The following is a 20,908-nucleotide window of genomic DNA, read 5'->3' as shown; positions in this document are numbered from 1 at the left end:
GCGATGAGCACGATCGTCATCCTCTGCGACCATGCCCACCCGAGCGGCGGGCTGGCGAAGGTCGCCATCGCCGGCGCCGTCGGGCTGGCCAGGCGCGGTCACCGGGTCCATTTCTTCACCGCCGTTCCGCCCATCGACCCCGCCCTGCTGACCGATGGAATCACCGTCCATTGCCTGGAGCAGCCGGATCTGAAGGGCAATGCCGACCGTGTGCAGGCGGCGCTGCGCGGCATCTGGAACCGCGAGGCGGCACGCGCGCTGGAAAGCCTGCTCAGCAGTTGCCCGGCCAACGACACGGTGGTCCATATCCATGGCTGGGCCAAGGCGCTGTCGCCCAGCATCTTCCCGGTCTGCCGGAAATCCGGCCTGCCGGTGCTGCTGACCCTGCACGACTATTTCCCGCTCTGCCCCAACGGCGCCTTCTTCGTCTTTCCCGAGGGCGTCAACTGCCCGCACCGGGCGCTGTCCGCCGGTTGCCTCGCCACCGACTGCGACGCCCGAGCCCGGCACCACAAATGGTGGCGGGCCGCCCGCCATGCGGCGGGGGCGCTGGCCGGCGGCTTCACCGGCGGCATGGCGCTGGTGACGCTCAGCGACCGGCAGCGCGCGGTGATCGCCCCCCATCTGCCGCCCGGCACCGTCACCCTGCCCGTCCCCAACCCGGTTGAAGTCCCGGACGAACTCAGGGACCGCGGACCCGCTCCGGTGGCCGGCAACCGCCACGTGCTGTTCGTTGGCCGCCTGTCGCGCGAGAAGGGCGCCGCTCTGTTTGCCGAGGCGGCCGCACAGGCCGGCTGTCCGGTGCGCTTCGTGGGCGATGGCGTCGAGGTGGCGGCGGTGCGGCGGCTGAACCCCGATGCGGAACTTGCCGGCTGGCTGCCGCCCGACGCCGTGCTGGAGGAGGTGCGGCGGGCGCGGGCCTTGGTGGTTCCATCGCTGTGGTACGAGACGTTCGGGCTGGCCGCCTATGAAGCGCTGGCGAATGGCGTTCCCATCATCGTCAGCGACAATTGCGCGGCGGCGGAGGCAGTGCTGCCGGGAGAGAACGGTTTCCTGTTCCGCAGCGGCGATGCCGCCGACCTTGCCCGCTGCCTCCGACTGCTGTCCCACGACGCGGAGGTGGAGCGGATGGGCCGCAACGCGCATGACGGGTACTGGCGCGCGCCCTTCACGCTTGACCGCCATCTCGACCGGTTGGAGCAGGTCTATCGCGCGGCCCTCAGCGAGGGCATCGGTTCGCTGGGCCGGCTCGACCGGCGAACCCGGGCCTTCACGCCATGAGCGGCGGTCCCGGCTGCCGCATCGGCAGGCGCGCGCTGCTGGCAGCCACCCTCGCTCTGCCCGCCGCCAGAGCTGCCGCCCAAGCCGCCCAGGACAAGCCTTTGCGTCCGACCCCCGACCAGCCGCCGAGAAGCGGCCCAGCCCTGTCGATCCGCGAACGCGGCGCCATCGGCGACGGGCGCAGCCATCCTTTGTCGGAGCGTTACAAGAGCCTGGAGGCGGCACGGCGCGTCCATCCGCATGTCCGCTCCCTGGACCAGGAGTGCGATTGGGCGGCTCTGCAGGGCGCCGTGCTGGAACTGGCGCGCAGCGGACAGGGCGGGACGGTGCTGGTGCCGCCCGGCCATTACCGGCTGGATGGCGAGATCGTCCTGCCCAACCTCGACCGCTACGACGACGCCTTCAACGAGGTGGAGATCGTCGGCGCCGGCATGCGCGCCTCGCTGCTGTCCTGGCCGGAAGATCTGGGGCCGGGACGGTTTGCCATCCGGGCTGGCAGCCGACAGGGTATGCGCGACGACGACAAGGGCTATCAGCGCAGCCGCATCGCGCACATCAGCCTGCGCGGGCCGAAGCCCGGCAACCGGCCGGGCGATCCGCCGCCGGGCATGGACGGGCTGGCGCTGACCTCCCGCTTCCTGCTGGAGCGGGTCGGGGTGTTCGGCTTCCGCGCCGGGGTGGACGTCTGGCGCGACCATTCCTCGCTGATCTCCTGCCAGCTGACCAAGAACCACATCGGCGCCTATTGGTCGGCGGGGACCGACAGCTTCGGCGATCATCTGTTCCTCGACACCGACCTCGCCGGCAACACGCTGGCCTCCATCGCCGTGTCGCCGGAGAACGGCATCGACCATTCCAGCTTCATCTCCTGCCATTTCGGCTTCTCGCCCTACGCGATCCTGGCGGAGGACGGGCCGGCGAAGCGGACCTTCCTGTCCAACAACAAGTTCCTGGACTGCGCCTTCGAGGCCTGCGGCAACGGCTGGATCCAGGGGCCGATGGCGGAGATGTACGGCAATGTACTGATCGGGTGCAGCGGATCGCTGCTGCCGGGCTATCGCCTGGCCAAGCGGCCGGTCACCGGCCTGATCGTGGTGCGGGCGCTGGAGCGCAACGAGTTCACCGGCGGCAGCGCCAGCTTCGGCGACGGCACCAACGACCGCGCCGCCGACATCGAGACCGCCGCCATCGTCGCGGCTTCGGCCGTCGGCAACCGGTTCGACGATGCGGAACGGCTGATCCGCCTCGGCCGTGACGGCTTCGCCCCGGCTCTCGCCATCTCCGGCACCTGCCGCGCCAACCGGTTCGAGGCGTTGGACTGCTCCGGCGAGTTCCGCAAGGTCGGTGCCGGCGGGGTCGATGCCGGCAATCTGGTGCAGCGCGACTACGACCGGGTGCGCCGGCTGGAGCCCGACCGCCCGGCCGACGGCGTCGCCCTGACCTCGGCCTCCGCCGGCGGCGTCGTTCCCGTCGCGACCAGTGGAACCGTCCCGGTCGGCAAGACCCGAGCCGCCATCCGCATGGGCACCGTCCTGCGCCCCGGCAGCGGCACCCCCCAGCGTGTCGATCCCACCCCCGGACCGGCGGCGCCGGTCGGCATCGCGGTGACGGACGCAGCGCCCGGAACCGACAGCGTGGTCATGGAGCTGAGGTTGGAGTTGCGGTAAGGACGGCCGGTCAGGATGCCGACCCGGCGAACAGCCGCCGCCCGTCGACCGGCTGATCCGCCGGCCCAAGTTCCTCCAAAAGATCGGCATAGTGTCCGGCCGTCACCGACCAGTCCTGGCTCTCCGCGATGCGGCGGCCTGCCTCGCCCATGCGGCGGCGCAGTGACGGGTCCGCAGCAAGATCGTGCATCGCCCGCACCAGATCCCCATGCACGTCCGGGTCGTCCAGCAGGATGGCGGCGCCGTCCTCCAGCAGACGGCCGGCGCCGGCCAGCCGGGTGGTGACGACCGGCAGCCCGCTGGCCGCCGCCTCCAGCAGGACGAGACCGAAGGGTTCATAGCGGGTCGGAAAGACGAACAGGTCGGCCGCCCGCATCAGCGCCGCCACGTCGCGCCGGTGGCCGAGGAAGCGAACCCGATCCTCCACACCCAGCGCCCGCGCCATCGCCGGGAACGGGCCGCCGCGCTCGTCGCCGACCACCGCCAGCGCCAGATCGGGCACCTCGGCCAGCGCGCGCAGCACCCCGTCCAGATTCTTGCGGTCGCTGCGGGCGTCGCCGACGAACAGCGCCACCGGACGGCCGGTCGGCAGGCCGAACAGCGTCGGATCGGGCGTGCCCGGACGGAACTCCCGGACATCGACGCCATTGTCGATCACCCGCAGCCGGGCAGTCGCGATGCCGTCCCGGCGCAGTTCGTCCGCAACGGTCCGTGAGACGGCCACCAGCCGTCCGGCGCGGCGGAAGCTCCAGCGCTCGAAGCCGACATTCAGCAGGGTGTAGAGCGCGCGATAGAGCGACAGCGGCGAAACGCCCTTGCGGATCGGATGGGTGGCGGAGCGCATCCAGGCGGAATGGACGAAATGCACGGCATTCACGTCCGACCGCGCCCAACTGACGAAGCCGTTCACCACCACCCGGTCGATTCCCGCCTGCCGTTCCCGCGCCAAGGCCCGGCTCGCCCTCCAGGCGAACAGCTGGTCCTTCGCCAATTGCGTGGGCACACCGCCGCCGCTGACCGGGACCCAGCGCAAGCGGGGATGGCGCGCCAGTTCCTCCGCCAATTCCGACGCGATGGCGACGACCTCATGCCCGCGGCGGAGCAGTTCGTCGACCACAACGGCGTTCACACGCCCCTGTCCGTCATGCCGGACGATCTTCTGCGTGACGACGGCGATGCGCAGGGAAGCGGTGCGCATGGAACGATCTCCTGCCCGGTCTGATCGGCGGTATTTGCGGCGGTTCGTGCCGAAGTGGACCACGGCGCCGGCACCCACGCCAAACAAACGAAAGATATGGACACCACACAACAGGCTTAAGACTGTCGTTGTCTGACTCAGTCCTTCAGACACTAAAACATTCGCGGACTCAAAATCGATTTTTTTGGAAGAGTCAAAGATGAGTCAGAGTCATGTCCCAAGATTGACTCTCCATTCTATAGCGAATCCTGTGCGACTACTCCCAACGAGCAGGGTAATCCAACCGATACGGTTAACCCAGTCTAGCAAGATCTTAATATTCGATTAATGGGAGTCGTGCCGATGTCGCTCACCGGGTCCAATCTCATCGATGTCACCTTCGCGATCGACGCATGGGGACAAGCAGCCGGCGGCGTCTGGCCGCATCTGGCGCTCAAGCTCGACGGCGCGACCATCGGTCAGGCGACGGTGAACAGCAGCACCCTGGGGCGCTACACCATCTCCGCCAAGGTCGCGGCCGACAGCGCGCACAAGCTGCAGATCGTCTACGACAATGACGGCCTGTCGGGCGGCGTCGACCGCAACCTGTTCGTCCGCGCCGTCTCGGTGAACGGCACGTCGATCGCCGCCACCGATCCGTCGGTCACCTATGACAAGGGTGCGGTCGACGGAAAGGACGTGGTGAAGGGGCAGGAAGCCCTGTATTGGGGCGGCGCGCTGAACGTGCCGCTGCCGGCCTCGCTGTTCCCGGCGGCCGATATCGCCGATCCGGCGGCTGCGGTGCCGGCGGCGACGAAGTCCTACAGCGTCGTCGTCAACGCCTGGGGCAAGAGCGCCGGCGGCGTGCCGCCGCACTTCAAGCTTCTCGTCGACGGCAAGGCGGTGGGCGACGCCAAGGTGGCCGCCACCAGCCAGACCGCCTACAAATTCACGGTCGATCTCGACCCGACCCAGGCGCACAAGGTCCAGGTCCAGTACGACAACGACGCCGTCGTCAACGGCCAGGACCGCAGCCTTTTTGTCGGTTCGGTCGTGGTGAACGGTCACAGTGTCGCCTCCAACGCCGCCGGGGTCACCTATGACCGCGGCGCGCTGGACGGAAAGGACGTCATCTCCGGCCAGCAGGGCCTTTGGTGGAACGGCACGCTGAGCGTTCCCGTCACCAAGGACATGCTCGGCGGTACGACGACCACCACGCCCACGGCACCCACCCCGACTTCCCCGGCCCCGACTTCCCCTACCCCGACTGCGCCCGCCCCCACCACGCCGGCTCCGACGACGCCCACCACCACGCTGCCGAAGAACGACCACAGCGCCAGCGCCGGGGTCAGCAGCGACCGGCCGCCGCTGATGTCCGATGTGTCGACCATCTCCTGGGGTGCCGACCGCGGGCTGGCGCCGCAGCACCTGTTCTGGGAATCTGTGCCCGATTACTCCAACGCCGCCCACCTGAAGGAAACCCGCGACGTCGCCGCCGGTCATCTGTCCGACGGGGTGATGCCGCTGATCGGCCTGCAGCTGTGGGAGGATACCTTCACGGAGTCGCAGAACGGCGGTGAGTTCGCCAGCCTGGGCGGCCACAAGGCCTGGGTGTCCTGGGTCAAGGCGCATCAGCAGTATCTGGGCCGCGACGCCGAGGGCTACGTCCTGAACGCCGACAGCAGCAATCCCAGTGGCTGGGGCTATATCAGCCCGCTGATGCCGCTGGACGCCAAGGACGCGCCGGCCGGCTGGACCGGCGGCACCGCCCATTACGCCGACTGGATGGCCGACAAGCTGGGCCGCCTGTCGGCCCTGACCGGCACCCGCGGCTATGAGCTGGCCGACTTCTTCGACGGCAGCCCGCATTCCGGCGTGATGGACTTCTTCAACAGCCGCATGATCGCGGAGTTCAGCGCCAAGACCGGCATCAAGGTGGCGGGCAGCACGCTGGCGCAGCAGGCGGCGGACATCGTCGACAACCACCCGACCCAGTGGCTGGATTACTTCGTCGACGGCTGGGCCTATGGCTGGAAGGCGCTGGACGATGCCATCGTCAAGAACACCGGCCACGCCGCATGGCTGACCACCCAGGTGTCCTTCACCCCGGCGGCGATGCGCGAATTCGCCGGCGTCGACGCCCGCGTGATCGCCGACACGATGAACGAGAAGGACATCCTGTTCAACGTGCAGACCCTCGAACGCTTCGAGATGCAGCACAAGCAGGCGCCGGCCTCCTATGAGCAGGCGATGCTGGGCATCCATGCCGCCCGCGCGCCGGACGCCCATTTCGGCCACATGATGTCCTCGTCGGAGGATGATTACTGGGGTGCGGTGAACAGCCTCTACACCGGCGTGACCGGTACGGTGCGCGAGGAACTGGGCTGGGGCCGCCTGGAACAGACCTGGCTGCAGAGCGGCTGGACGATGATCGCCGACGACCAGGGCGGCGTCCGCCGCGCGGCGGAGCAGTGGTCGCGCAGCTATCACGATTGGGGCGAGGTGAAGCAGCCGTGGCTGGACATGCTGCGCGACATCGTGCCGACCCGTCCCTTCGGCCCGGCGCTCTATTACAGCGCCAATGCCGAGAAGGCGATGAACGCGCTGGAGCCCGACGGCAACGCCATCGGCAACGCCTATCTCGGCGAGCTGCTGGAGCCGATCACCAAGCTGCATGATGCCGGCGCGACCTTCGGCTATTACGTCAGCGACGCGGCCCTGCCGTCGATGACCAAGGCCAGCACGCCCAGCGCCTGGATCATTCCGCAGGCGACCTACGACGGCCACAACCTGTTCAGCGATGCCGAGATCGCCGCCCTGAAGGCCAAGGCGCCGGTCCTGATCGGCGACGAGACACTGAACTACCATTATCCGCTGACCTTCACCGACAAGGATCCGGACGCCCAGATCACCGGCTACGGCTTCTACGACCAGAAGGACCGGCTGATCGTCGTCGCCTCCGATCGGGTCGACTTCAACGACACCGCGGCACGCAAGGCGGTGGCCACCCATGTGGAGCTTCAGCTCGCCAACGGCCACTACACGGTCCAGGACCTGATCCACAACACCACGCAGAGCTTCGACGTGGTGAATGGTGTCGGCGGCTTCGACACCACCATCGCCCGCTGGGACACCGGCGTCTTCGCCATCACCCACGACATGGCGGCGTAAGGCGGAAGCCCGACGGCAGCCTGTCGAAACGAAAGCGGAGTCCCGTCCCGGCGGGGCTCCGTTTTCGTTTCCATGTTCAGTGAAAAATGTCCTGGCAAACTCTGTTTAAGAGTCTATATTATCGTCAGTGAACTGGCCCAGTGCAGACCGGCCCCAAGACGAGCCATCTAATATAAGTTGTCTTGCAAAGAACTTTTTCTTCTTTGGACGGCAATATCGTTTGGCTTCCTTTGCTTGGGACCTTCCCCACTCGGCGCAACCCGCCAGGGACGGACCTCGCTTCAGCGGGTAATCACTTCCATATTCGCGTGCGAGGATGACTTATTACTGCTGGCCTTCTGACGAAGGACTCTGCCCGGACAGTATGAGTTCACACCCCACTGAGCCTGGAACCATTCCAGAAGTGCAGCAGACAATGCCGTGAGTGCCGGATCATAGTTTGATCTAAATTCGATCGGGCGAGCACGAGAGGACCGATACAACGTGCACCGTCCATCGGATATGCGGCATTGCGCGGCCAGGCGTGGAGGTACCGGAGACTAGGGTGGCAACGGCCCGAACGGGGGGCCGAGGGGTGTACGCCGGACACGAGAATCCGGCAGACCTGAATTGCCATGTACCGGAGCCACCGACGTCGAAGCAAAGCGTCCAGGGGGGAATCCTTGCCTTCCGGCCGCGCGATACCGTCCGCCAATTCGTCTATTTCTTGGGGGAGACGGACATGTCCGATCGCATTCGTGTGATTGTTCACAACCAAAGCCGATTGCTGCGCGAATCCATCCTGAACATCCTGGACGACTGTTTCGAGGTCATTGATCCGCAAAGCCGCCTCGCAACCGGACTTTCACCCAAGCCGATGTGGAATGGCCGGACCAACGGCGGCCCCGACCGCTACTCCGACGGCCTGTCGGCCGGCGGGGCCGTGGCCACGCTGGAACCGCCGGCCGGCAACGGCGGTTCCGAACGGACGGCGGACATCGTCCTGTTCGACCTCGCCTCTCTGAAGACCGACGCCTGGAACTTCCGCAGTTGGTACGGCGAGCAGGCCAAGCTGGCGATGATCGCCGACGAGTTCTCCGCGCATCACATGCGGATGGCCCTGCGCTTCGGCGTGCGCGGCTATCTGCTGAACCGGATGGCCCCGACCGCCTTCGTGCTGGCGCTGCGCCTGATCCATGCCGGCGAGCCGGTGGTGCCGGAGGAGTGCTTCGACTATTTCTCCCCCACCGCGCTCCGCCGGGGCGGAGAGGACGGGGCGATGGCCCAGCACGAAAGCGAACTTCTGGGCTATCCCGGCCTCTACCCGCGCCACGCCCGTATCCTGAAGCTGATCATGGACGGATGCAGCAACAAGGAGATCGCGCGCGAGATGGGGATGACGGAGGATCTGGTGAAGCTGCATGTCCGCCACATCATGCAGACCATCAACGTCCGCAACCGCACCCAGGCCGCCCTCTGGGCCGCGCAGAGCGGCATCATCCAGGAGATGGAGTATTTCCTGGAACGGACGGCACCGTAACCCTGGCAGAAAGCGCGCGGGCGCCGGCATGGCGGCGCCCGTCCCTTCTTGGCTTCAGGCCGGCACCACGCTGTTGCTGAGGAAGGTCTCGAACTGGTCGACCGGCAGCGGCCGGCTGATGAGGTAGCCCTGGATGCGGGTGCAGCGCTGCAGGCGCAGCATATCGGCCTGTTCCTGCGTCTCCACCCCCTCGGCGATGGTGTCGAAGCCCAGGCTTTCGGCCAGATTGACGATGGTGCCGACAATGGCCGGATCGGTGGTCGACTTGACGATGTCGCGGACGAAGCTGCGGTCGATCTTCAGCGTGTCGATGGGGAAGCGCTTCAGATAGGCCAGCGAGGAATAGCCGGTGCCGAAATCGTCGATCGACAGGCGGACGCCGATGTCCTTCAGCCCGTTGAGGATCGTCACCGCCTTCTCGATGTCGCCGATCATGGCGCCTTCGGTCAGCTCCAGTTCCAACCGGTCGGCCGGAATTCCGGCGGACTCCACCACGCTGCGGACGAAGCCGACGAGGCGGGCGTCCTGGAACTGGCGCGGCGACAGGTTGACCGACACCGACGGGATCGGCAGACCGCGCTCGATCCAACCCGCCAGCCGGCGGCAGGATTCGATCAGCGTCCAGGCGCCGATTTCCCAGATCAAACCGGTTTCCTCGGCCAGCGGAATGAACTCCGCCGGGCTGACCATGCCTCGCACGGGATGGCGCCAGCGGATCAGCGCTTCCGCTCCGATGGTGCGGTTGCCGGCAAGGTCGATCTTCGGCTGGAAATGCAGTTCGAACTCGTCGCCGCCGCTGGCGCGGCGCAGATCGCTCTCCAGCCCCAGCGTAAAGCCCGACCGTTCGCGCATCCCGTTGTCGTAGAAGACGTATTTGTGCTCCGGATTGCGCTTGGCATGGTACATCGCCAGATCGGCGTTGCGCAGAAGCTGGTCCGCCGTCTCGCCGTCGTCGGGGTAGAAGGCGATGCCGATGGACGCGCCGCAGAACAGCTCCTGATTATGGACGCTGAACGGCTCCGACATCGAATAGAGCACCTTCTCGACCAGCCGGGCCCCGGCGGAACGATCGGCGGCGTCGGGTGCGACGATCAGGAACTCATCCCCGCCCAGCCGGCCGACCGTGTCGGTCATGCGCGTGCAGTTGCGCAGGCGCCGCGCCACCAGCTTCAGCAGTTCGTCGCCGGCATGGTGGCCCAGCGTGTCGTTCACCTGCTTGAAGCGGTTGAGGTCGAGGAAGGCGACGGCGACCTTGCTCTTGCCGCGCTGGGCGCGGACGATCGCCTCCTCCAGCCTTTCGCAGACCAGCCAGCGGTTGGGCAGGTCGGTCAGCCGGTCGAAGCTGGCCTGATAGCGGATCTGGTGTTCCTGTGATTTGCGCTGGCTGATGTCGGCGATGGTCAGGACATAATGTTCCAGCACGCCGCCCGGCGCGCGGACCGACGTCACCGACAGGGCGGCGGCAAAGGCGTCGCCGGAATGGCGGAAGCTGGTGACCTCCCCCTGCCAGCGCCCGGCCTGCCGCGCGGTGGTCCAGATGGCGTCGATGAACTCCCGCTCGTGCGAGCCGGGGGCGAAGAGGACCAGCGGCCGGCGCAGCAATTCTTCCCGCTGGAAGCCGGTCATGATTTCGTAGGCCGGGTTGATCGCCTGGACCGTCAGTTCCGGATCGACGATCAGGATGCCGTCGGCAACGCTGTCGAACACGGTGGCGAGCAGCCGGATCTTCTCCTCATGCTGCTTGCGTTCGGTGATGTCCTGGACGGTGCCTTCGTAATAGCGGATGCGGCCGGCGGCGTCGCGCACGCAGCGCGCGCTCTCCGAAATCCAGATGATGGAGCCGTCGCGGCGGAAGACGCGCGCCTCGAAACTGTGGACCCGGTCCTGGCGGGCCATCAGGTCGGCGAAGGCCTCGCGCTTGCCGGGATCGACATAGAGCTGACAGGCAATGTCGGTGAGGTTGGCGATCAGGTCTTCGGGCGAAGCATAGCCATAGATGTCGGCAAGAGCCGGATTGACCCGCAGGTAACGGCCGTCGACAGTCGTCTGATAGATGCCCTCGACAGCATTTTCGAAGATGCTGCGATACTGTTCTTCCGTCTCGTGACTCATCGTGCGCGCCTCATCCGACGCCAATCCCGAACCGCCTGGAAAAAACATAAGCCTGCAACTCAAACAACGATTGTGGAACTTCCGCTTTTCCGCAATGCGGCAAAGTAGACGTCGGTTCGGAGAGACTCGTCAAGCGACATCGCCGATACTGTCTCACAATATGGAGGGAAATTATAACAAAAAGGTAACCGAACCTGACCCATAGGCGGACCGGCCTCGCCTGTTTTCGGCCAAAGCATTGATGCGGAACGATAGTCTTCTCTGGAACGGTTAAAGATCTGAAAGACTTTAGCCCAACCGCGGCACGGTTGACGACGGCAAGCCTGCCGGGTCTCACAATCCTTCCTATACCAATGGCTGTTTTTTATTCATCGCCGCACAGTCTTTGGGCAATTGCGGCTCCACGTCACATCGCGACTGGAAGGGCGACCGGCGAATTGCGCCGGATTTCCGGCATCCGTGCAGTTGGCACATCGCGTGCAGTGCTTTTCCCCGTTCAAGCCAACGGCGGTTTGACCCGCGCGGGACCAATGACCGGGGCCCGCACCCAAATCACACGCAGCGCGTCTTTCCTCCCCCGCCCCGCACCGGACCGGTGCCGCGCGGGCTTCACCGGACGCTGCGTGCCGCTCCTTCAGCGCTTGTTCCAAGGGGACTCGTCATGTCGTATCTGGTGCCCTCCGAGTTCGTCACCAAAATGGTGGATGCCGGCGAATCCAAGATTTTCATGTCCACCCGCGACACCGTCATCCGCGCCTATATGGCCGGGGCGATCCTGGCGCTGGCGGCGGTCTTCGCCGTCACGGTCACGGTCCAGACGGGCTTCCCGATCATCGGCGCCATCCTGTTCCCGGTCGGATTCTGCATGCTGTATCTGCTGGGCTTCGACCTGCTGACCGGCGTGTTCGTGCTGTCGCCGCTGGCGCTGATCGACAAGCGGCCGGGCGTCACCATCGGCGGCGTGCTGCGCAACTGGGGGCTGGTGTTCATCGGCAACTTCCTGGGCGCGCTGACGGTCGCGGTGATGATGGCCGTGGTCTTCACCTATGGCTTCTCCACCCCGCCGGACAAGGTCGGCACCGTCATCTCGCACATCGGCGAGAACCGGACCCTGGGCTATGCCCAGTATGGCGCGGCCGGCATGCTGACCATCTTCCTGCGCGGCATGCTGTGCAACTGGATGGTCTCCACCGGCGTCGTCGGCGCGATGATCTCCACCTCGGTCAGCGGCAAGGTGATCGCCATGTGGATGCCGATCATGCTGTTCTTCGGCATGACCTTCGAGCATTCGGTGGTGAACATGTTCCTGTTCCCGTCGGCGATGCTGATGGGCGGCAACTTCTCGATCATGGACTACATGATCTGGAACGAGCTGCCGACGGTGCTGGGCAATCTGGTCGGCGGTCTGGCCTTCACCGGGCTGACGCTCTACGCCACCCATGTCCGCACGGCGCCGAAGCGCCGCCTGCACCAGGCCGGCCTGCAGCCCGCCGAATAAGACCCTCTGCCCGTCATCCCGTCACCACCCCGGTCCGCCATGGGCCGGGGTTTTCCTTGCCAAGGGCGGACATCGTGCCAAGTGCCGACATCGTAAAAGAGCTGCGGATCTCCATCGGCCAATGTTCCGACAAGGGGCGGAAGGAGGCCAATCAGGATTTCCACGGAGCGTTGATCCCGACGCCGCCGCTGCTTGGCATGAAGGGGATCGCGGTGGCGCTGGCCGACGGCATCAGCAGCAGCCGGGTCAGCCACATCGCCAGCGAAACCGCGGTGAAGAGCTTCCTGACCGACTATTACTGCACGCCGGAAAGCTGGTCGGTGAGGACCTCGGCGCAGCGGGTGCTGGCGGCGGCCAACAGCTGGCTGCACGCCCAGAACCGGCGCAGCGAATACCGCTACGACCAGGACCGCGGCTTTGCCTGCACGCTCAGCGCGCTGGTGCTGAAATCGGCCACCGCCCATCTGTTCCATGTCGGCGATTCCCGCATCTACCGCATCGCCGGTCGCGCGCTGGAGCAGCTGACCACCGACCACCGGGTGGTGGTGTCGTCGGAGGTCAGCTATCTCGGCCGGGCGATCGGCGTGGTGCCGCATGTGGAGATCGATTGCCGGGAACTGCCGGTGGAAGCCGGCGACGTCTTCCTGCTGGCGACCGATGGCGTCTATGAGCATGTCGATGCCGATTTTTTAATCAACGCCATCGCCGACCATGGCGACGACCTCGACCGCGCGGCCCGACTCGCGGTGGAGGAGGCGCTGCGGCGGGGCAGCACCGACAACCTGACGCTCCAGATCGTGCGAATCGACGCGATCCCCGATGCGGATGCCGACGACCTGCTATCGCGGCTGTCCGACCTGCCCCCACCGCCCCTGCTGGAACCGGGGGCCGAGTTCGAGGGCTACCGCATCCTGCGCGAACTGCACGCCAGCAGCCGCAGCCATGTCTATCTGGCCCAGGATGGAGCCAGGGAGGGCGCAGGCGGTCCCGCCGTGGCGCTGAAGGTGCCGGCCATCGACCGGCGCGACGACCGCGCCCATCTGCGGCGCTTCCTGATGGAGGAGTGGATCGCCCGGCGGATCAACAGCCCGCATGTGCTCAAGGCCCCGCCGCAGAGCCGGCCGCGCCGCTACCTCTTTGTCGTCACCGAGTATCTGGACGGCCAGACGCTGACCCAGTGGATGCGCGACCACCCCGGCCCCGACCTGCCCACCGTGCGCGCCATCGTCGAGCAGATCGGCAAGGGGCTGCAGGCCTTCCACCGGTTGGAGATGCTGCACCAGGACCTGCGGCCCGACAATGTGATGATCGACCGGACCGGGACGGTGAAGATCGTCGATTTCGGATCGGTCCTCGTGCCCGGCATCCTGGAGACGATGCCCGACGCCGACCGCGGCGAAATTCTCGGCACCCTGCAATACACCGCCCCCGAATATCTTCTGGGCGAAGGCGGAACGCCGGCCTCCGACCTCTATGCGCTGGGGGCCATCGCCTATCAGATGCTGACCGGCCGCCTGCCCTACGGCGCCGACGCGGCGACCGCCACCACGCGGGCGCGCCAGCGCAAGCTGGTCTACCGCACGGCGCTCAGCGACCAGCGCGACATCCCCGCCTGGCTTGATGGCGTGCTGCGCAAGGCGGTCCATCCGGACCCGGCCAAGCGCTATCAGGAATTGTCGGAGTTCCTGTACGACCTGCGCCACCCGCGCAAGCATGCCGCGGGAACGCGGCGCCGGCCGCTGATCGACCGCAACCCGCTGGCCTTCTGGCAGGGGTTGTCGGCGCTGCTGGCGCTGGCGGTGCTGGTCCTGCTGGCCGGACGGGTCTGAACCGCCCGCCAGCAGGACGAACGCGCAATCAGTGCCCGTGGGCGACCTTGGCGCCTTCCTTCAGCTTGTAGAGGCGCGAGCAGTAGGGGCATTCGACCTGCCCTTCGCGATCCAGCGTCAGATAGACCAGCGGATGGCCCAGCGCGCCGCCGCCGCCGTCGCACCCGACGGTCGAGGTTTCAACAAGGATCGTCTCGGTCGGCTGCATGGCAGTCATCCTCTGTTTTGACAGGCGCGCCGGTTCACGCCATCGTGGACACGCCCGCTGTCCGGGCCCCCCGATCGGGGTTCCGCGCGCGCGGGCCGGATGATACCCATCGCGCGCCGCGGATCAACGGGGGAAACCACCGGACTCGCGGGCTTTTTCGTCAACCGCAATCATCATGGTTCAGGATCAATGGCCGCGCCCACCGATACCCCCACGCCCGTCTCGCTTCCGGCCAACGCCGTGGAGCTGCGCGGCCTGACCAAGATTTACCAGCCGACCGGCAAGGCCGGGCCGAAGCATGCGCTGAAGGGCATCGACCTCGCCATTCCGCGCGGGTCGCTGTTCGGGCTGCTCGGCCCCAACGGCGCCGGCAAGTCGACGATGATCAACATCCTCGCCGGGCTGGTGAACAAGACCGGCGGCACCGCCACCATCTGGGGCCACGAGGTGTCGGAGCATCCGCGCCGCGCCCGCGCCTCCATCGGCGTGGTGCCGCAGGAACTGAACATGGACCCCTTCTTCACCCCGCGCGAGATGCTGGAGCTTCAGGCCGGCCTCTACGGCGTGCCGAAGAAGGAACGCCGGACGGAGGAGCTGCTGGAGGCCGTCGGGCTGGCCGACAAGGCCGACGCCCATGCCCGCTCGCTGTCCGGCGGCATGAAGCGCCGCCTGATGGTGGCGAAGGCGATGGTCCACACCCCGCCCGTGCTGATCCTCGACGAGCCGACCGCCGGCGTCGACGTGGAACTGCGCCGTCAGCTCTGGGAGTATGTGCGCACGCTGAACAAGTCCGGCACCACCGTCCTGCTGACCACCCACTATCTGCAGGAGGCGGAGGAGCTGTGCGACACCATCGCCATCATCAACCACGGGCAGGTGGTGGCGTGCGAGCCGAAGACGACCCTGCTGCGCCGGGTCGACAACAAGGCGCTGTGCCTGACGCTCGACCGTGATCTGACCGCCGCCCCGGCCTCGCTGGAAGGGTATACGGTGGAACTGCCGGAGCCGCGTCGGTTGATCGTCCGCTATCAGCCCAGCCGCCAGCGCGCCGGCGCCATCCTGTCGGCGCTGGCCGCTTCGGGAATCGGGATCGTCGATGTCACGACCGAGGAATCGGATCTCGAGGATATATTCCTCCAACTGACGGGTGGTGCGCACAGCGACACAGGGGTAATCCATGCGGCATAGCGGATCGGCGGCTGTCGGCTTGGCGGCTGTTCTGGGGTTGGGGCTTCTGCTTGGCGGCTGTGCCGCGGATTTCCAGCCGATGGGAACGGCCGTCGTCCAGCCGCAGCTGAACGACCGCGTGCTGATCGCCGCCGACGGCTTCGAGCTGCCGATGCGCTCCTGGCTTCCGGCCGACGGCCGTGTGCGGGCCGCGGTGGTGGCCCTGCACGGCTACAACGACTATTCCAACGCCTTCGACGGCGCCGGCCGCGACTTCGCCGCAGCCGGCATCGCCACCTACGCCTACGACCAGCGCGGCTTCGGCGCCACCCGTGAACGCGGCGTCTGGGCCGGCACCCCCACCCTGGTCAGTGACGCCCGCACCGCGGTGGATATGGTGCGCAGGCGCCATCCCGGCGTCCCGGTCTATCTGATGGGCGAGAGCATGGGCGGGGCGGTGGTGCTGACCGCGATGACCGGCCCCAACCCGCCCAAGGTCGACGGCACCATCCTGGTCGCCCCTGCCGTCTGGGGCCGGCAGGCGATGGGCTTCTTCCCGCGCGCCGCCCTGTGGATCACCTACAACCTCGTGCCGGGCATGGTGGTGCATCCGCCGCAGGACCTCGGCATCCATCCGTCCGACAACATCGAGATGCTGCGGGCGCTGGGCCGCGACCCGCTGGTCATCAAGGGCTCGCGCGTCGACGCGCTGGAGGGGCTGACCGATCTGATGGGCAGCGCGCTCGACGCCTGCCAGCGCCTGCAGACGCCTTCGCTGGTGCTCTACGGAGCGCATGAGGAGGTTCTGCCGCCGCGGCCGGTGGAACGCGCGCTGAAGGATTTCGAGGCGGGCGGGCGTCATGTCGTCGCCGTCTATCCCGACGGCTACCACATGCTGCTGCGCGACCTGAAGGGCAAGCTGGTCGTCAACGACGTCATCGCCTGGATCGAGAACCCCAAGGTGCCGCTGGCGAGCGGCGCCGACCGGGCGCCAAGGGCGTTGCTGGCGGCCAAGTAAAGGGCTGCTACAAATTGTCACACAGACCTGCGCAATTGCCGGCGAGGCGGATTGTTCCTATTCCGTCGTGATCCATGGCATTTGCGGAGGATGCACTATGAATGAAGATCCCGCTCCCGACCTGCGGCTGTCTCCGGCGGAGGTCGAGGCGATGGCTGCCGAATTCAAGGTTTCGCCGCTGTGGGTGCGGCTGGCGCTGCTGTTCCGGCCGGCCAACCGCGCGGCCTTGGTGGCGCTGGTGGCCTGGGCCAGCGGATTGCCGCTTCCTCCTACCTGAAAGGCGCATGCGGCGGCATGGGACCTTTGCAGCCAAAGGTATAGTATCCCTTAGGACCAAAGCAACTCTGCCACTTTCAGCGGTTGAGGCTTAAGGTACCGCATAAGCGGACACCGAACGTCCCCGTTGGGAGGAACCATGCACAGCGTCGAATCCCAGGTTACCCCGTCCGGCGCCCCCCGCGCCGCGGCGACTGCCCAATCGACCATGTCCTCTACCATGGATGTCCAGGTCATCGCCGACCGCTACGGCTGGACCACCCCGATGGCGCGCTGGTGGATGGCCTTCGCTTATTCATCCGTCGGCCACAAGCCGGAGGCGATGATCGCTTTTCTCGACAAGACCGTCGGCGGCGTGACGATGATCCGGCGGCGCTGAGGTCGGCGGACAGACGAGATTGAGAAAAAGCGGCCCTGCGGGGCCGCTTTTTTCTTATCTGGCTTATCGAAAAGTTAGACCCCCACCTAACCTCCCCCGCTGGGCGGGGGAGGGACTGCCGCCGAACGCCGACAAAGGTCCATTTCCCTCCCCCGCCCAGCGGGGGAGGGTCAGGGTGGGGGTAAGTGCGTGGCTCACACCCCCGGCGGTACGATCCGCCAGATCGCCGCGGGGTTGCGGTGGGGGTCCAGCCAGACATGCTGGAACTTGCCGATCCAGGTGAAGCGGTGGCCGCTGAACAGATCCTCCACCTGGACATGGGCGCCGTCGGGCAGGCCCAGTTCCCACAGCGGAATCTCGATGGTTCCGCCATGGCCGTTGTGGGGATCGAGGTTCACCGCGATCAGGATCACATTGTCCTTCGCCGCCGTCATCTTGCCGTAGAGCAGGATGTTGTCGTCGAAGGCGTTGTAGAAGCGCAGATTGGTGAACTGCTGCAGCGCCGGGTTCTCGCGGCGGATGCGGTTGATGGCGGTGACGTAGTCGCGGATGTTGCCGGGCTTGTTCCAGTCCCAGTGCCGGACTTCGTACTTCTCCGAGTGGTTGTATTCCTCCTTGCCGGGATAGGCTTCCGCCTCGCACAGCAGGTAGGGGCCGTAGAGACCGTACACGCCGGCCAGCGTCGCCGCCAGCACCGCCCGCATCATATGCGCCGGCCGGCCGCCATGGGTCAGGATCGGCGGCAGGATGTCGGGCGTGTTGGCGAAGAAGTTCGGCCGCATGTACTCCCGCGATTCACTCTGCGTCAGCTCCGTCAGATACTCGGTCAGCTCCGGCTTGGTGGTGCGCCAGGTGAAGTAGCTGTAGGACTGGGTGAAACCGACCTTCGCCAACCGCTTCATCAGCTTCGGCCGGGTGAAGGCCTCGGCCAGGAACAGGGCATCGGGGTAGCGGTCCTGCACCTCGCGGATCATCCATTCCCAGAAGGGGAAGGGCTTGGTGTGCGGATTGTCGACGCGGAAGATGCGGACACCCTCCTTGCACCACATCAGCACAACGTCGCGCAGCGCGTACCACAGGTCCGGATAGGACTGGCGGTAGAAGCTGACATTGACGATGTCCTGGTACTTCTTCGGCGGATTCTCGGCGTAGCGGATGGTGCCGTCGGGCCGCCAGTAGAACCAGTGCGGATGCTCCTTCACCCAGGGATGATCCGGGGAGCACTGGACCGCGAAGTCCAACGCGATCTCGATGCCATGGCGCTTGGCCTCGCGCACCAGCCGGCGGAAGCTGTCGAAGTCGCCGATCATCGGATCGATGGCGTCGTGCCCGCCCTCCTCCGCGCCGATGGCATAGGGCACGCCGGGATCGTCGGGTCCGGGATTCAGCGTGTTGTTCTTGCCCTTGCGGAAGGCACGGCCGATGGGATGGATCGGCGGGAAATACAGCACGTCGAAGCCCATGTCGCGCACCATGGGCAGCAGGTTCACCACGTCATCGAAATTGCCGGGACGCGACGGGTCGGGCGAGGCGGAACGCGGGAAGATCTCGAACCACGCCGAATAGGCGCCGGCGGTACGGTCGACATAGACCTCCAGCTCGCGCACATAGCGCGACTTGTACTGCCGCTCGCCATACCGCTTCATGACGCGGCGCGGCTCGTCCGACAGGGCGTAGTCGATGGCCTCGCGGCCGGCCAGCGACTGCATCCGCTCGATCACCGCCTCCAGCGCGGCGCGGCCGTCACCATGGTTCAGGTCCAGCGCCTGCTCGACGAAGCGGCGGCCCTCCACCAGTTCCAGATCGACGACCATGCCGGCATCGACCTTCTTCTTGAAGTCGGCCCGCCAGCTCTCCCAGACGTCGCGCCACGCCTCGATGCTGTAGGTGTAGCGGGCGTTGCGGGTTAGCGGCACGTTGCCAACCCAGCGGTCGTTCTCGTGGAAGCGCATCGGCGCTTCGCTCCACTCCTCGTCGCCGTCCGCCTTGTACATGACGGAGGCGGCGAGCACGAAGGTGCCGTCGGTGTAGATGTCGGCCCACACCTCCATCACGTCGCCGACCGCGCGCTTGATGGCGAAGCGGCCGCCGTCCAGCTCCGGATAGACATTCTCGATGGTCATGCGGCCGGCGGCGATGGAATCCATCCACTCCCGCTCCTCCACGTCGTGCAGCTCGACCGGGTGGCTGCGGGCGGCGCGGGCGCGGAAGACGCGCAGTTCCATCGGGCGCAGCATCATCGGCGCGCCGGGTTCCATCGGCAGTGGCTCGGCCTCCGGCGTCACATCCTCGAACGCCTCATAGGTGCCGCCGGTGGCGGCCAGCACCGGACCGACGTCCAGCATGTGCGGCCGGTTCTCGTCCGGGTTCAGCACCAGGATGGCGCAGCCGTCGGGCTGGTCGAGCGCGGCGCCGTCCACCTGCCGGATCAGCCCCAGCACCGGGCTGTGTGGCGAGGTCACGCGGCGTTGCGGCCCCTCGACATTCAGCGCCGGAGTGGCGGCCTTCATGGCATTGACCGCGCCGATGAAGCCGGTCAGGTCCAGCTTCGGCTGCTCCCAGTCGGCAGGGCTGGTCCGCACCACGTCCAGCTTGCGGGTGAATCCGTATTCGTAACCGATCGGCATCAGCACGCCGGTGGAGAAGCTGGCGGCGAACAGATAATGCATCTTCAGCTGGGCGGCGAGCCGCACCGCGTCCTGGCTGCCGACCTCCGCCGCCAGCCGGTCGGTGTCGTGGCTTTCCGGGAAGGCGATGGACGGCGCGATCCAGCGGAATTCGTCATACTGGTCCAGCAGCCAGTCGGCCTTGAAGTCCCACCATTTGGCGCTGTTGAACAGGAAATCGAAGCCGGCGCCGCACAGCTCGCGCACCTGTTCCACCGTGCAGCCCAGCGTTTCGGCGAAGAACTTCACCTCCGGGTTCACGGCGTGGGCGGCGTCGATCAGGCTCTTCCACACCTCCGCCGGCACCTGATAGGCGGCATCGCAGCGGAAGCCCTTCACGCCCAGCCCGATATAGTGGCGCAGATAGTCGGACCAGTAGCCGATCAGCCCGGCCCGCGACTCCGCCCGGTCATAATCCAGCGAAGCGAGGTCGCCCCACACCGTGACATGGGCGGTGTTGTTGGGATCGACGGCACCCGGACGGTGCAGGTCACCATCGGGGCCGCGCTTGTACCAGTCGGGATGGCGGTCGACCAGCAGGGCATCGCGCGAGGTGTGGTTGATGACGAAATCCATCATCACCGACTGGCCGTGCGCCTCGGCATCGGCCGTGAAGCGGCGCAGCAACTCGTCATCGCTCTCGTGCGAGCCGCCGCGCAGCGCGTCATGCAGCCGATAGGGATCCTTCACCGCATAGAGGCTGCCGGAGAATCCCGGCTGATGGATCGGGTTCAGGAAGATCCAGTCGAATCCCATCCCCTGGATCCGCGGCAGGTGCCCGGCCCAATCGCGGACCGGACCGACCAGAGTCGGAAACAGGTTGTAGATGCGTGGTCCGACGATGCTCATGGAACCCCCTTCCTTGGGCCTGCTTCTCCGTTGACAGCCGCCGGTCCCCGTTGTGGGATCGACGAAGCGACATCGTTGCCGTTCCCTTCCG

The 20,908-nt window shown here is 66.6% G+C and carries 14 protein-coding genes; 10 read left to right on the top strand and 4 right to left on the bottom strand.

Going from position 1 to position 20,908, the window contains the following annotated elements; all coding sequences use genetic code 11:
• The first annotated feature begins 3 nt into the window (after nt 1–3).
• Both TSH20_RS07775 and TSH20_RS07770 read left to right on the top strand, forming a co-directional pair.
• On the top strand, nt 4–1,281 hold the full coding sequence (locus TSH20_RS07775; RefSeq protein ID WP_109074184.1) for a glycosyltransferase family 4 protein: 1,278 nt from the start codon (nt 4–6) through the stop codon (nt 1,279–1,281).
• Nucleotides 1,278–2,948 carry a DUF2190 family protein gene (locus TSH20_RS07770; RefSeq protein WP_109074183.1) on the top strand — a complete coding sequence of 557 codons (1,671 nt, stop codon included), beginning with the start codon at nt 1,278–1,280 and terminating at the stop codon, nt 2,946–2,948. The genes TSH20_RS07775 and TSH20_RS07770 overlap by 4 nt, the downstream gene beginning before the upstream one ends.
• 10 nt (nt 2,949–2,958) lie before the next feature.
• On the opposite strand, the gene TSH20_RS07765 is transcribed toward TSH20_RS07770, so the two are convergent.
• A complete protein-coding gene (locus tag TSH20_RS07765; RefSeq protein ID WP_109074182.1) occupies nt 2,959–4,146 on the bottom strand; it encodes a glycosyltransferase family 4 protein in 1,188 nt (395 codons plus the stop codon).
• Between the two features lie 342 nt (nt 4,147–4,488).
• On the opposite strand from TSH20_RS07765, the gene TSH20_RS07760 reads away from it, so the two are divergent.
• Together TSH20_RS07760 and TSH20_RS07755 are read left to right on the top strand one after the other, a co-directional pair.
• On the top strand, nt 4,489–7,296 hold the full coding sequence (locus tag TSH20_RS07760) for a carbohydrate-binding domain-containing protein (protein WP_247874442.1): 2,808 nt from the start codon (nt 4,489–4,491) through the stop codon (nt 7,294–7,296).
• A gap of 721 nt (nt 7,297–8,017) precedes the next feature.
• Nucleotides 8,018–8,815 carry a response regulator transcription factor gene (locus TSH20_RS07755; RefSeq protein WP_109074181.1) on the top strand — a complete coding sequence of 266 codons (798 nt, stop codon included), beginning with the start codon at nt 8,018–8,020 and terminating at the stop codon, nt 8,813–8,815.
• 54 nt (nt 8,816–8,869) lie between these two features.
• Here the strand turns inward: TSH20_RS07755 and TSH20_RS07750 are convergent, their stop codons facing one another.
• The gene (locus TSH20_RS07750; protein WP_109074180.1) at nt 8,870–10,927 is read right to left on the bottom strand and encodes an EAL domain-containing protein; all 2,058 of its coding nucleotides are present in this window, start codon (nt 10,925–10,927) and stop codon (nt 8,870–8,872) included.
• Nucleotides 10,928–11,588: 661 nt separating this feature from the next.
• On the opposite strand from TSH20_RS07750, the gene TSH20_RS07745 reads away from it, so the two are divergent.
• Both TSH20_RS07745 and TSH20_RS07740 read left to right on the top strand, forming a co-directional pair.
• Entirely contained in the window at nt 11,589–12,425 is an 837-nt protein-coding gene (locus tag TSH20_RS07745) for a formate/nitrite transporter family protein (RefSeq protein WP_109074179.1), read from the top strand.
• 74 nt (nt 12,426–12,499) lie between these two features.
• Complete coding sequence (locus tag TSH20_RS07740; RefSeq protein WP_247871198.1) at nt 12,500–14,254, top strand: bifunctional protein-serine/threonine kinase/phosphatase; 1,755 nt, start codon at nt 12,500–12,502, stop codon at nt 14,252–14,254.
• Between the two features lie 28 nt (nt 14,255–14,282).
• Here the strand turns inward: TSH20_RS07740 and TSH20_RS07735 are convergent, their stop codons facing one another.
• Complete coding sequence (locus TSH20_RS07735; RefSeq protein WP_085086595.1) at nt 14,283–14,471, bottom strand: zinc-finger domain-containing protein; 189 nt, start codon at nt 14,469–14,471, stop codon at nt 14,283–14,285.
• 180 nt (nt 14,472–14,651) lie between these two features.
• On the opposite strand from TSH20_RS07735, the gene TSH20_RS07730 reads away from it, so the two are divergent.
• The 4 genes from TSH20_RS07730 to TSH20_RS07715 all read left to right on the top strand — a co-directional run bounded on the left by TSH20_RS07730 (nt 14,652) and on the right by TSH20_RS07715 (nt 17,302).
• A complete protein-coding gene (locus tag TSH20_RS07730) occupies nt 14,652–15,650 on the top strand; it encodes an ABC transporter ATP-binding protein (protein WP_109074178.1) in 999 nt (332 codons plus the stop codon).
• Nucleotides 15,651–15,669: 19 nt separating this feature from the next.
• The gene (locus TSH20_RS07725) at nt 15,670–16,647 is read left to right on the top strand and encodes a lysophospholipase (RefSeq protein ID WP_348770412.1); all 978 of its coding nucleotides are present in this window, start codon (nt 15,670–15,672) and stop codon (nt 16,645–16,647) included.
• 97 nt (nt 16,648–16,744) lie between these two features.
• Nucleotides 16,745–16,924, top strand: coding sequence for a hypothetical protein (locus TSH20_RS07720; RefSeq protein ID WP_109074176.1), 180 nt, complete (start codon nt 16,745–16,747; stop codon nt 16,922–16,924).
• A 138-nt stretch (nt 16,925–17,062) separates the two neighbouring features.
• Nucleotides 17,063–17,302: a hypothetical protein gene (locus tag TSH20_RS07715; protein WP_109074175.1), complete on the top strand. Its 240-nt coding sequence runs from the start codon at nt 17,063–17,065 to the stop codon at nt 17,300–17,302.
• A gap of 194 nt (nt 17,303–17,496) precedes the next feature.
• Here TSH20_RS07715 and TSH20_RS07710 read toward each other — a convergent pair whose 3' ends face one another.
• Nucleotides 17,497–20,817, bottom strand: coding sequence for a maltotransferase domain-containing protein (locus TSH20_RS07710; protein WP_109074174.1), 3,321 nt, complete (start codon nt 20,815–20,817; stop codon nt 17,497–17,499).
• Nucleotides 20,818–20,908 lie beyond the last annotated feature (91 nt).

It is taken from the genome of Azospirillum sp. TSH20 (assembly GCF_003115935.1).
Lineage (GTDB): Bacteria > Pseudomonadota > Alphaproteobacteria > Azospirillales > Azospirillaceae > Azospirillum.
This window is presented reverse-complemented; position numbering and strand designations above follow the sequence as displayed.